The sequence below is a fragment of the Thermosulfuriphilus ammonigenes genome (genome assembly GCF_011207455.1).
Classification (GTDB): domain Bacteria; phylum Desulfobacterota; class Thermodesulfobacteria; order Thermodesulfobacteriales; family ST65; genus Thermosulfuriphilus; species Thermosulfuriphilus ammonigenes.
Genome location: NZ_CP048877.1, coordinates 713,520 through 726,441 on the forward strand (window position 1 = coordinate 713,520; position 12,922 = coordinate 726,441).

A 12,922-nucleotide genomic window follows, 5' to 3' on the forward strand; every position below is an offset into this window, starting at 1 on the left:
TAAATAGCTCTTAGGAGGGTTTTTATGAAGCTTAGATTATCTTTATTTTTGTTCCTTTTGTTTTTTTCTCCCTCCCTTGTTTTGGCCTTTCAATTTACCCCTCAAGTGGAAAAGCGATCTCTTCGCGAACAAAAAGTAAGAAAGTTCTTTTCCGTCTGCCCTCCCTTTTATTTAAGGGACGAAAAGGGGCAGATAATCGATCCGGTCCATAACAAGAACGCTGATGAGCCCTACAGCCCCAAAAAGACCTGTGGTCAATGTCACGACTACCAGCATATTACGAGCGCCTATCATTTTGAGCAGGGACGGCACGAAAAAATCCCTTCCTGGATGAAGGAGCGCTATCCCTGGGTCAAAAGTCCTGGCCAATATGGAGGCCGCTGGTGAAGTCCGGCTCCCCTTTTCCCGCAGTTGGCGGAAAAAAAGAATTCTTCAGCCAAAGAAATTGATCTTACCTCTTTTAAATTCGTGTTGGCTTGCGGGAAATGCCATCCTGGGGGTGGCCCTCTGGAGACGGACAGAGAAGGCCATCGATACGACAAATATATGCAGGAAAAGGGCTTGGTCTCCGGAGGGGTCAACGGCTTTGACGGGGATTATTACAAGGCCCACTGGGATAAGACGGGGGTTATAGAAGCCGATTGTCTTATCTGCCACTTACCGGGATACCACTATGAAGAAAGAAATAAACAGATCAAGCTTTTAAATTTCCGTTGGGCGGCTACCGCAGGTGCGGGTTTAGGTCAAATTGTTGGTGCAGTAAAGGAAGGGACTTCTCCTCGCGTGGTTTATAATCTTCGCTTCTTTGACGCCAAAGGTCGGGTCAAACTGCATTTTGTAAAGGAAGTCCCCCGAGAAAATTGTCTCTTCTGCCACAAAGAAAGCGATTACAAGAAAAGAGGGGCCAGTTATAAGGCAAGGGACGACGTCCACACGCGGGCCGGGCTTAGATGTGTGGATTGTCACTGGGCCGGGAGCCGGGCCCGAGACCGAAGGATTGCCGGTCTAGAACTTCATGAAATAGGCAAAGGAGATGATCCGGGAGGCCACGTAAGGGATGATCTAGACAATACGGTAAGGCCGTGCCTTGATTGCCACGGAAAGGGCCTTCACGGAGCCCCCAAAGCCCTGCACCGTGGTCTTCCTCCGCGGCATTTGGAAAAATTGGCCTGTCAAACCTGCCACGTACCTTACCGGGCGGTCAAAGCGGCGCTTCTGCAGGACTCTACTCACTTTAATCCGGCTCCAGGCATTTCCCCTCCCCCTAAAAGGATTTGGACCTTTTATGGGCCCGACGCCAAACCTTGGAATTATTACGGAGAACTCCACCAGGAGGGGACCAAATTCCAGAGACCGTTTTTATATATCCCTGAAAAGGTCTGGTACAAAGGAAAAATTTGGCCCATGAACCGGGTGCACAGTGCCTGGGTTGGGTTCATCAAGCCGGGCCTTCCGGGCATTGATATGGTCTTTATGGTGGATTATTTCCGGATGTGGAAAGAACACCTTGCTGATCCCCAGAAGAATTTTCCCGCCTTAAACGAAATAAGAGACGATAATCTAGACGGTGTGCCCGAAGTAAATAGGCCCGAAGAAATAAAGGCCCTCCTAAAAGAGGTCAAACGTTATCTTGAGCTTAAGGGAAAGTTCCCGAAAAAAGCCAGGCTCGTATTCGTCAAAGACGCCGCGTATACCGAAGACGGGAAAAACTGGACCCATCTCAAACACTTCCCCTGGGAGGCCACCCCTTACGCTTCGGTCTTTAAGTACTCCCATGATATTTATCCGGCTAAAGCGGCCCTCAGGAGCGAAGGGTGTGCAGATTGTCATAGTGGCCGTTCCCCCTTCTTTTATCGTCCGGTCCTTACTTCTCTGTGGGACGGACAGGGGAAGCTCTCTTTTAGACCGAATTACGAAATCCTTGGTTACTCCGCCTGGGCGGTAAAAGCCCTCACCTGGCGGCAAGAGGTACTTGAGCCGGTGATGTACTATGGGCTCCTTCTATTTTTCTTCGTTGTCGGCTTAAGCCTCGTCTTTTACGGACCACACTTAAAAATAAACGATACCTCTCTTTCCCAGCGCCTAGCCTTTCTGATCTTGACCGTGGCGCTTCTTGGCCCGGCCTTAAGCGTTATCCTGGGCGGGTTTTTCGCCGCCTCTACTTTGGGCCACCTGGCTTCCCTTCACAAAGTGGTGGGGATTTTATGCGGACTGGCGGCCCTTTATCTCTTCTTTTCTCCAGGCCGAAAGGGCCTTCTTTTTGCCCTGGGAGCCTTACTCATCCTTTACCAAATCTTGACCGGAGCAGGGCTTTTCTTTTTACAGGGTGGTAATCTTCGCCAAATTATTTTTACCCTGCACGACCTCGGCGCCTTGCTCACGCTGGCCTGGGCCGGGGTGGTGCTCTTAGTTAATTCCTTTTGGAGGATAAAATGACCAAGTCTCTCACCATCATGACGGCTGGACTTTTCGGTCTGGCCTTTATCTCCGGGATGCTGGGGTTGGGGGTGGCCTTTGCTGCGGTACCCTTTCTCTCCTTCTTTCTTCCGGACCTGGTCAACCAGGTCCAGCCCCTGACCCTTTTTCTAAACGGGCTCACGGCCCTTTTTGCCACCTTCGGGTTTGCGAGAAGCGGCTACGTGGAGTGGAAAAAGGCCATCCCTCTTGCCGTAGTCACCACCGCCGCGGCGCCGGTGGGGGCCTTTCTCACCCGGTTTATCCCGGTAATGGTCATCTGGGTGGCCTACCTCCTTTCGGTAAGCTATCTGGCCTACCGGCTCTTTAAGCCCGTAAAAGGCGAGGAGGGCCGCAAAGAAAATTTTAAACTGGCCCTTATTTTGGCGGTTCCCATCTCGGTGCTCGCCGGTTTTCTGGGCATCGGCCCGGGATTCCTCCTTATGCCCACCCTCATTCTTTTGGGGTTTGAGCCCAAGAAGGCCGCGGGAATCAATGCCTTTGCCGTAACCCCGCCTTCTTTTTCGGCCCTGATCCCCCACCTCAGCACCGCTAAGTGGGACCCGGTCTTAACGGCCTCTTTGATTGGTGCAGGGGTGGTGGGAGCCTTTCTCGGGGCGCGCTTCACCAGCCTCTACGTCCCCAGCAACCGCCTGAAACAGCTTTTCGGCCTGCTTATCGTGGTGATGACGGCTTACAAGATTTACACCCTTTTAGGAGGTTAGCTATGAAGCATGTCTGGGCCATATTTTTTATCGCTTTCTTTATCGCAACCCCGGCCCTGGCTGGGGAGGGGGCTACGGACAATTCTCCGGATTGGTTTTTTCCCAAATGGGCGGCCGAAGCCCCTAATAACAAGCCCATTAAGGTGCTTGATACTGAGGCTCCGCTGGGGCGTTACGCCCTGAAGACCAAGGAGATCGGGCTTAAGGACCTGGCCCGCATCCACGGCCACCTCTGCGACGGGCTGGCCTTTGCCTTCGTAGCCATAAGAGAGGCCCTCTTAAAGCTCTTTCCTAACGGAGTGGTGGACCGGACGGACATAAGGGTGGTCACCAGAAATAGCCCCTGCTTTGTGGACGCCGCTACCCTTATGACCAGGGCCCGGATCAACTTCATGACCGTGAGGGTGGATAACTCCCTGGGCTGGGAATTCATCGTCCAGAAAATCTCTACGGGAGAGGCCTACCGGGTAAGGCTTAAATCGGGCTTCATTCCCCGGGATTTTGAAGAGATCGAAAAAGAAATCAGGGCCCGGCGCAAGAAGGGGCTTCCGGTCTCCGCCAAAGAGATTGACCACTACGAGGAGCTTCTTTCGGCCTTTATCCGCAAGCTCCTCTATACTCCGCCTGAATGGTTCATTATCGTTGAGCGGCTCCCCCACTATGAGTTCCGCTTCCTGGATCTTTTGGCCCCGCGTGGAGACATTATCAATAAAAACGTGCCAATGGGAATTCATTCCTAACCCGGTTTTTTCCCATAAGGAGTAGTTTCAGAGCACTCTCTTGGGCCTTTTCTCCTGAATAGCCCCTTCCCTTGAGGCCATATAATAAAGCAAAAAACGCAATTTTTTTCGAAAAATACTCATAATTTGCAAAAAACCTTTTTGTTATTGCTTAAATTTTACTCTTTATTTATAGCCTTCTTTAAGTGTCGGCCTCTTTAGGCCATTAATCAAAAATTAAAAGATCGAATTATTTAAGAGGGAGGTCATGTCTGTTCAAATCTTTTGGGATCCTAAAGGACTCGAATTAGATTCCCTGGGATCGAAAAAGTTCTTAAGGGCTACCGATGGTGATACACCTTATGTATCCATCTCTATCCGGATGTTGAGCATCGACACCCCCGAAGTGCACTATCCTGGCAACCAAAAACCCTCCAAGCATGATAAAAAGCTTACCCAACTTGGAGAATGGCTTAAAGAAGGAAAAGTGCCGATAAAGGATAGTCTGGCTGAATATCTCTACCCCAAACTTGCCAGTGGGAAAGCCGGAAGTCTTCAGGAGAAACAGGGACGCCTAGCGGCGGAGTATTTTCGAAAACTCCTTGAAAAAAGGCTCAGTGATCCCCAAAAGAAGCGCAAGAGGGGGATCTTCTTACGAACTGCGGACAAGCCTTTTGATCGATACGGACGCCTCTTGGCCTACATGGCCCCCTACTACACCCCTGAAGAAAGAGCCCGGATGAGCCGAAAAGATCGAGCTACATTCAACCTTCTGATGGTAGAGTCTGGTTGGGCGGCCCCTTTTTTGATCTATCCAAGTCTTCCGAGATACCAAGACTTGGTACTCTTTTGGGAGGCGGCCAAAAGAGCCTTCGAAGAAAGGGACGGCGCCTGGGCTGAACCTCTGATGCTAACAGGCTACGAGTTTCGGATGTGCGTAAGACTCTATGAGGTAATGAGAAAGCTCATTAAGGGAAAACGTTTGTCCTCGCAGGAGAGAAAAGGCTGGATCACACGCTATTGTGCCGATCTCACCACCTGTAAAATTTACGAGCCCCAGGATTATCATCGGGTACCACCTTACAATCGGCTCTTTATCTGGCCAGAAGATGTCACAGAAGCCGTGGGAAGGTTGAATCTGGTGTCAGGGTATTGACTTTCAGACTATAAATCTTGCGCCCCACCTTAACAGACACAGAAGAATATATGAGAAAGACTCTTGCCCTGAATATCTGAATAAAATCGAATGACCTTTTGGCCTGGATTTCCTCAGATGCCTCTTTTTGAAGGGCCCTGTCAGATTAAGTCTGAGCCAAGGGTTTAAGCTATTTGGGGAAAAACACTCCAGGCTTTCTTGCAATGGAATTTTTCCCTTTAACCTTAAACAACAAGCGAATACGGCTACTTGAGCGGTAACTGATACATTCTTTTTTTGGCAGAGTCCCCTCTCCTCCCTAAATAAGATTCAGAAATGATATCTTTTGATTCTGGACTTTGGCAAAACCACCATCCAGTGTTAGCCTTTAAGGAAAAGACTCCTTTTTAAGGGGTACTTCCATGTGGCGGAAGATTCGAACTCTTCTTGAAATGATCAAATTTGAACACACCATCTTTGCCCTTCCCTTTGCCTTCATGGGAGCCGTGCTGGCCGCACGCGGCATCCCCGAAGCCAGGACTTCTCTCCTTATCCTGGGGGCTATGGTAGGGGCCAGGACTGCGGCTATGGCCTTTAATCGCCTGGTAGATTTATCCTTTGATGCCGCCAATCCCCGGACTCAAAACCGTCCTCTGGTAACCGGAGAAGTCAGACCGGGTGAAACCTGGGCCATGATCCTTATCGCCTCAGCCCTTTTCTTCTTCTGTGCCTGGCGCCTTAACTCCTTGACCCTAAAGCTTTCACCCCTTGCCCTGGCTATTCTCCTGGCCTATTCCTACACCAAGCGGTTTACCTGGCTTTGCCACGTCTTTCTGGGGCTGGCCATCGGTCTGTCTCCTCTTGCCGGTTGGATAGCCGTCACCGGAGCCTTCTCCTGGGAGCCCGCCATCCTTTCTCTGGGGGTGATGTTCTGGGTGGCTGGTTTTGACATTCTTTATGCCTGCCTTGATGAAGAGTTTGACCGAAAGGTGGGGCTTTATTCCATTCCGGCCCGTTTTGGCCGTCGGAGAGCCTTTGCCATCTCTGCCTTATTCCACTCTCTGGCCTTTGGCCTCTTTGTTCTGGTGGGGCTGTTGCTTTCGCTGGGCTGGATATATTATCTCGGATTGACTGTCACCCTGGGGCTTTTTATTGCCCAGAGGGTAGTCATATCACCGGATGATCTCTCAAAAATGGACCTTTCCTTCTTTACCTTCAACGGGGCTATCAGCGTGGTAATGTTTTTAGCTACTGTTTTTTCCCTCATCTTTTGAGATCAGGAGCTCCTTGAGGACCTCCGTCAGTTCATTCAGGCGGTAGGGTTTGTTAAGAATGGCCTGGAAGCCGTAGCGCTGATAATCATTCATAATAGGGTCACTGGAGTAGCCGCTGGATACAACCACCTTGGCCTTTGGATCTATCTGGAGAAGTTTGGCAACGGCCTCCTTTCCCCCCATACCTCCAGGAATGGTTAGATCCATAATCACCAGGTCAAAGCCCTGATCACGGTCCCTGGCTTGGGCGTAAAGTTCAAGGGCCTCCCGTCCTTCCCGGGCAAAGGCCACCTCACAGCCAAGCAGTCTGAGCATCTCCCCCAGAGTCTCCCTTACCAAATCTTCATCATCCATAACCAGCACCCGGGCCCTTATCTCAGGGGAGATCAGACGACTCTCTTCCGGGGCATTTAGAACCTGGCCTCCACTGGCCGGAAGAAAGAGATAAAAGACTGTCCCCTCTCCTGGCTCTGACTCCACGGTAATATGGCCGCCGTGGCGCCTTATTACGGAAAAACAAGTAGCCAGCCCCAGGCCACTGCCACCAGGTTTGCTGGTAAAGAAAGGATCAAAAATCCGAGGAAGAATATCCTCCGGAATGCCCACCCCTTCATCCCTGATGGAGACCTTGACGTAACGCCCCGGAGAAAGGGGAAGACCTGCTTCAGGGGTAATGTGAACATTTTCGGCCGAAATCTCGAGAACACCTCCGTCAGGCATGGCCTCCACAGCGTTTATAACCAAGTTGTTGATGACAATGCCCATCTGATCCTCATCCACCTCTGCCGGCCAAAGCTGTTTGGGAAACTTGAAGCGGGGAACTACCCGGGAACCCCTCAGGGCAAAAGTGGTAGTCTCGGTAATCAGATCTGCCAGAGAGACTATCTTTTTAACCGGGGAGTCTTCTTTAGTGAAGGCCAGCAGTCTCTGGGCCAGGGCTTTTGCCCTCAATGAGGCCCTCTCGGCCTGATCAAGCAGAGAATAAAGAGAGCTTTTTTCTCCGGCCCGGAATTTGGCCAGGGAAATGTTCCCCAAGACGGCGGTGAGAATGTTGTTGAAATCATGGGCGATACCTCCGGCCAGAACAGCCAGAGACTCAAGCTTACTGGACTTAAGCATTTCCTCCTCAAGCTTTTTCTTCTCCGTGATGTCCCGGAAGACCATTACTGCCCCCACAATAAGGCTCTTTCTCTCGTGGATAGGGGAGCAAGTGCCTTCAATGAGCCGTTCCGAGCCGTCTTTTCTAAGCAGAAACCCTTCTTTTATCTCCACCAGTCTTTTTTCTCGAAGACAGACTCCCACCGGATCAAGGCAGCTATGATTATCCTCCTTAAGGCGAAAAATCTCCCTTAATGGACGCCCCAGGGCCTCTTTTTCTTCCCAGCCGGTTATTTCCTCGGCTGCTCGATTCATCATCCTTACCAGCCCGGTCTCATCCGTGGACAAGACAGCTTCACCAATAGAGGTCATAGTTACCGCCAGGCGCTCCTTTTCGGCCGAAAGTTCGGCCTCGGCCCGTTCTCTTTCCTGAATTTCCTGAAGGAGCTTTTGGTTGAGGACTTCCAAATGGGCCGTTCTCTCCCGGACCTTTTCTTCCAGATGGTTGCGAGCCAGTTCCACCTGCCTTTTGGCCTCTCTTAGTCGGCGATTAAGATTGCCCACGTAGACAGCAATGGCGCTGTTCACCACGGCAAACAGCAGAAGCAGCACCACCCAATACCAGTATTTACGCACGGCCTCTTTAAGGGTGAAACGGCCCAGGGATTGATATGGACCGATCCGGAGCTCTTTGAGGCACTCATGAACGGGCTGATAATTCTTGGGGATGGTCCAGCCGGCAATCCCGGCGGCCTTGGCGGCGGGAGACTCTGGAGACATCTTCATCAGGGCAATGGCCACCTGTTCGGCCAGATCGTCGGGGGTCTTTGAGGCCTTGGCAAAAGGCCATTCAGGATAAAGGCGAGTGCTAACCCTAAAGGGGAAACCGGGGTGTTTTTTGGGGGACAGGATCCGAAAGGTTTTAAGATCTATCTTTCCCTCCTGGGCCATGGTCTCCAGGGTATCGGTTCTCACCGTACCGGCATCTACGGCCCCTTCAAGGACCGCATAGACAACCTCGTCATGGGTCTCCAAGAAGACCACCTTTTGGAAGTCTCTTTGAGGAGAAATCCCCCTTTCTTTAAGCTCACGCCAGGCCATTTGCCAGCCACCGAAAGAGTAGGGATTGACCGCGGCAAAACTCTTTCCCCGTAAGTCAGAAAGATCTCTGATGTCGAGACGATCAGCCCGACAGAAAATCACCCCTCCAAAGAGGGTGTAGGCTCCACCGTGACGACTGTTTTTAAGGGTTGCGATCCGGCTGGCCCCGTTTAGGGATTCAAACTCTACATACATGGCCGGATTGGCCAGAATGAAGTCCAACTCATTGTTTTGAACAGCCTCTCTCAGGGCATAAAAGTTCAGGGGCACCAAGATGAAGCGATACTGAGGCAGAGTTTGGTTGAGATAGGCCACCATGGGGGCCCACCTCTCCAGGGCCTTAAGTTCTCCTCTTTTGGCCAAAACACCAACTCTTAGGGTTTGGGCCGACGAAGAGGAGATACAAAGAAAGACAGCACCTAAACAAAGAATTAATTTAATAATTTTCTTCATAACTATTCTAGCTTCTTATATTTTAAGATCGGCAGAGAAAAAAAGAGAAAAAAAATAACAACTTCTCAGAGTCAAAACCATAGGGTTGATCCAGGAAGTCGCCCGACCTTGCTGCTTCGGAAGGCAGGCCGTAAAATAAAAAATTCTGATTAGCAACTATTCCCAAGCCGATTTGGGAAGAAGGTTCCGGACAGAGAGCTTTAAGGCCAACAATGAAAGATCGGACTTCCAGCCTCATCTACCCTCAGGTACCATCTGGTTATCGGCCCAGTGGTCAAAAAAAATCAAAGGGCGTAGAGACGGCAAACTTCCGCATCCAGAATGAAACCTCTTGAGTTAACCATCTCTGGTCTTCACAGTTACCGGGAACCGGTAAAGATAGACTTCAGCCCGGCCATCGAGGCTCAGATTTTTGGGATCTTTGGCCACACCGGTGGGGGGAAGTCCACTATCCTTGACGCCATCACTTTGGCCCTGTTTGGCCGCACCGACCGTCTGGGGCGATCCCTTAAAGAGGCCATCAATCCCCACTGCCGGGAGCTGTCAGTAAGCCTGACCTTCGAGGTCGCCGGCAAAGTCTTCAAGGTCTCCCGGACCATCCCCCGGGAGGGACGCTCCCGGGTCCTTCTTTGGGGAAAGCAAGAAGACCGCTTACAGGAGATTGCCGAAAAGGATCAAGAAGTCAGCCGAAAACTGGATAGCGTCCTGGGGATAGCCTTTGAAGACTTCATCCGCATGGTCATCCTCCCCCAGGGTAAGTTCGACCGCTTTCTCTTTCTCCGCCCTGAAGAAAGGGCCCGCATGCTGGGCCGCATACTGAACCTGGAAAGACTGGGAGAGCCCCTTTATGAACGGGTAAGGGAGGAATGTCAGCGACACCTGAGAGAGCTGGAGGGCCTTAAAGGGCAGCTTGAGGCCCTCAGGTGGGCCACCCCGGAGGCCCTGACCAAACTGAACCGCCGAATTAAGGCCCTGGCCTGGGGAAGAGAGCATCTCGACCGAAAACTCAAAAAGATATCCCAGAGACTCTCCAGACTAAAAGAGCTAAAGGAGTGGCTCGAGCAGGAACAAAGGCTGGAATTTGAGCTTAAGACCCTGACCAGAGAGGCCCCTAAAATCAAAGAGCTAAAGACAAAACTCCGGCTGGCCCAGGCCCTGGCCCCCCATTCTCGAGACCTTAAACGTTTAAGGGATATCGACACCGATATAGACAGGGAGCAGAAGACCAAAGAGCGACTTTTGACCCAACTAAATAAGGCCCAGGAGAGGCTAAAAAAGGCCGAAGAGCAGTATGAAAGTTTTGAAAAACGCTACTCAGAGGAGCTAGAGAACCTCTCCGCCCGGGCCGAAAAGGCCCAACGAGCTCTCAAGTTAGAGGAGCGGCGGCAGAAGGCCAATGAAGAGATCAAAAATCTCCATGGCCATCTGAAGGGAATCTTGGCGGAGATCGACCAGGTCAAAAAACAGCAACACCGTTTGCAGCAGGGCCTCTGGAGTCTTGAGGCTCGAGAAAAGAAGATCTCCTTAGAGCTGGCCCAACTTAAATTTGGCAAGAAGGAAAAAGAACTCCTTAAGCTCCTTGAGGCCAGCCCCTTAAGTGAAGCCCTGGCCCTCGAGAAGACCTGGCGGGAGAAAAGGAAACGCCAGAAAGAAATCAAAGAGGCCCTGGAAGAAAGAGGCCATCGTCTGGCCCAAGAATTTAATCTTTCCTTTGTCGAAGCGGGAAATCTTCTCCAGCAGATCAAGGGGCTTCTCGACCGTCTTCAACAAGAAAAAGAAAGGCTTCTCCTCGAAATCCAGGCCAGAGAAATCATCAATCAGCTGGCCGAAAACCTCAAAGCCGGGTTTCCCTGTCCGGTCTGCGGCTCTCGAGAACATCCTTCTCCAGCTCAAAAAAAGGAGGATACAGAAACCTCCCAAAGGCTGAGAGCCCTTGAGGATCGAATTAAGAAGATAAAAAGATTCCTTGAAGAGGCTGAAGGGCTGGCTCAAGATGAGACCAGGCTCAAGGCCTTAGTGGAAGAGATAACCCTTCTTGGGGAGCGAACCAATCAAATAAGGTCGGAGATCATTAACCAGACCGGGCTCCCCCCTCTTTTTTCTCTGACTGATCTTCAGCGAGAGAAGGAACGCCTCCTCAACCTTCACTATCAGGAGACCGACCTCAGGGAGGAATCCAGAAGAGTCCTTGAGCAACTGGGGCGGGTCCAGCAGGAGGCCTTACACCTTCAGGAGAAGCTTGTTCGACTGGGGCAGGAGAAAGAACAACTATCCGTAAGGCTTAAAGAACGCCAGAGAGAACTAGCTGAGCTTAATCAAGAGATAAGGGAACTTACCGGAAAGGTCTCCCCTGATAAGCTGATCATCAAAATTCAGACCCAGATGGAAGAGTTAAACCGGGAAAAAAACAAATTAAAGGAAGAGGTGACAGAACTGCGCCAGCACAGCCAGGGCCTGGAGAAGAAAGCAGCTGAGATCAGAGAGCACTTAAATCAGCTATACAAAGAAAAGAAGACCCTCTTGACCCAGGCTGAAGAGCTAAAAAGTCGTTTTAAGGCCACCCTTGAAGAACTCTATCAGCTCCTGCTTCCCCCCGAAGTAATGAAAGAGCTTGAAGAACAAATCCAGAGTTTTGAAAAGAGGCAGACCAGTCTCGCCTCCCGCCTTGAGGAGGTAAGACGTAAAATTAATGATCTAGGCCCAGGGCTCTCGCCTGAGGAGATCCCGACATTGGAAGATCTAAAGACACGGCTGGAGAAGGCCATCGGCTGGCTCAACCAGCAGGTGGGACGGACTACCGAAGCAGAAAGAAGATTGAGGGAGGCCCTGAAACAGAGAAAAGACCTTCTCCGCCAGGAAAAAGAAATCCGGGCCGCCAGCGAACTGGCCCACGAGCTCAAAAGGCTTATCCAGGGAAAGGCCTTAGTCAAGTTTGCCACCCGCTTTTATTTGGCTCAGGTAGTCTCTTTAGCCAACCAGATGCTGGAGGATCTCTCCGGCGGGCGCCTCTTCTTGGCCCCTCCAGACGAAGAGCTCAACCTGGCCATTCATGACCTGTCCGCGGGCAATGTCCGTTCAGTCAAGACTCTTTCGGGCGGAGAGAGGTTTCTGGTTTCTTTCAGTCTGGCCCTGGGGCTTTCCGGTTATATTCAGGCCCAGCGGGCCAAACCCATAAACTTCTTCTTCGTTGATGAGGGTTTCGGGAGCCTGGATGCAGACCTCCAGCAACAGGTAGCCAAGGTGCTGGAGAGAATGCTGGCCGAAGGGCGTGTTGTGGGGCTTATCACCCATCTTGAAGCCTTCAGAGAGATAGTCCCGGCCTATTTCTGGGTGGAAAAGGATCCTCAACACGGAAGCCGGGTGCGTTTTATCAAGAACTTTGTTTAAGGCTGTCGGCAAGCGTCTCCGCTAAGCTCTGGGCCTCATCGAAGTGCTCAAGCTGACAGGCCGCTTCAAGGTCAGTTATCTTGAGAAGAAGCTCCAGGTGTCTCCGGGAGGGAAGATCGGTTCGGGAGAGAAGTTCCCGCAATTGCCTGGCCTCTTTAAGACAGGAGGCCAGGAGCTCTTTTCTTTTATTCAGGGCCTCATCTCGGGCCTTGCGGGCCCACTTTTGGGCCCGATTCAGGTAGGCCCTGGCCCGAGAATAATCTTTTCGAGCAATAAACTCCTTAGCCCGGCCAAAAAAGTAAATGGCCTGTTCATAAGCCTCCCGACTGTACCGGGCTCCGCCAGCCACATAGGCCTCGACAATACTCTTCTGAGCGGCAGAAAGGGCCTCGGAGGGAGGCACTTTCTTCTTAAAGGGCCCCACTTGGGGTATCTCCGGCACTTTAAAGGCTGTAGTTAGAGGTAGAAGCAATATTAGAGAGAGAACGATACCTGCGCTTCTCATGCCATTCTTTTCGGCCAAGGTAACAGAGGTCAAAAACTGGTATTTTCTGTTATTATGTCCTCTCCTGAGGA

General features: G+C 51.3%; 9 protein-coding genes. 7 read left to right on the top strand and 2 right to left on the bottom strand.

What is annotated here, in order from left to right:
- The first annotated feature begins 24 nt into the window (after nt 1-24).
- The 6 genes from G4V39_RS03470 (at nt 25) to G4V39_RS03495 (ending at nt 6,307) form a co-directional block, all read left to right on the top strand.
- Nucleotides 25-387 carry a hypothetical protein gene (locus G4V39_RS03470; RefSeq protein WP_166031610.1) on the top strand — a complete coding sequence of 121 codons (363 nt, stop codon included), beginning with the start codon at nt 25-27 and terminating at the stop codon, nt 385-387.
- An 84-nt stretch (nt 388-471) separates the two neighbouring features.
- Nucleotides 472-2,436, top strand: coding sequence for a hypothetical protein (locus G4V39_RS03475; RefSeq protein ID WP_210412169.1), 1,965 nt, complete (start codon nt 472-474; stop codon nt 2,434-2,436).
- Nucleotides 2,433-3,179, top strand: a complete 747-nt coding sequence (locus G4V39_RS03480; RefSeq protein WP_166031612.1) for a sulfite exporter TauE/SafE family protein — start codon at nt 2,433-2,435, stop codon at nt 3,177-3,179. The genes G4V39_RS03475 and G4V39_RS03480 overlap by 4 nt, the downstream gene beginning before the upstream one ends.
- Before the next feature lie 2 nt (nt 3,180-3,181).
- Nucleotides 3,182-3,919, top strand: a complete 738-nt coding sequence (locus G4V39_RS03485; RefSeq protein WP_166031613.1) for a formylmethanofuran dehydrogenase subunit E family protein — start codon at nt 3,182-3,184, stop codon at nt 3,917-3,919.
- Nucleotides 3,920-4,166: 247 nt separating this feature from the next.
- Nucleotides 4,167-5,054: a thermonuclease family protein gene (locus G4V39_RS03490; RefSeq protein WP_166031614.1), complete on the top strand. Its 888-nt coding sequence runs from the start codon at nt 4,167-4,169 to the stop codon at nt 5,052-5,054.
- A gap of 401 nt (nt 5,055-5,455) precedes the next feature.
- A complete protein-coding gene (locus G4V39_RS03495; RefSeq protein ID WP_166031615.1) occupies nt 5,456-6,307 on the top strand; it encodes a UbiA-like polyprenyltransferase in 852 nt (283 codons plus the stop codon).
- Here G4V39_RS03495 and G4V39_RS03500 read toward each other — a convergent pair.
- Entirely contained in the window at nt 6,278-8,869 is a 2,592-nt protein-coding gene (locus G4V39_RS03500) for a PhnD/SsuA/transferrin family substrate-binding protein (RefSeq protein ID WP_166031616.1), read from the bottom strand. The two genes, G4V39_RS03495 and G4V39_RS03500, sit on opposite strands and share 30 nt — an antisense overlap.
- A gap of 411 nt (nt 8,870-9,280) precedes the next feature.
- Here G4V39_RS03500 and G4V39_RS03505 point away from each other — a divergent pair, with 411 nt between their 5' ends.
- Nucleotides 9,281-12,346, top strand: a complete 3,066-nt coding sequence (locus tag G4V39_RS03505; RefSeq protein ID WP_166031617.1) for an AAA family ATPase — start codon at nt 9,281-9,283, stop codon at nt 12,344-12,346.
- On the opposite strand, the gene G4V39_RS03510 is transcribed toward G4V39_RS03505, so the two are convergent.
- Entirely contained in the window at nt 12,330-12,851 is a 522-nt protein-coding gene (locus G4V39_RS03510; RefSeq protein ID WP_166031618.1) for a hypothetical protein, read from the bottom strand. The genes G4V39_RS03505 and G4V39_RS03510 overlap by 17 nt on opposite strands.
- Between the last annotated feature and the right edge of the window lie 71 nt (nt 12,852-12,922).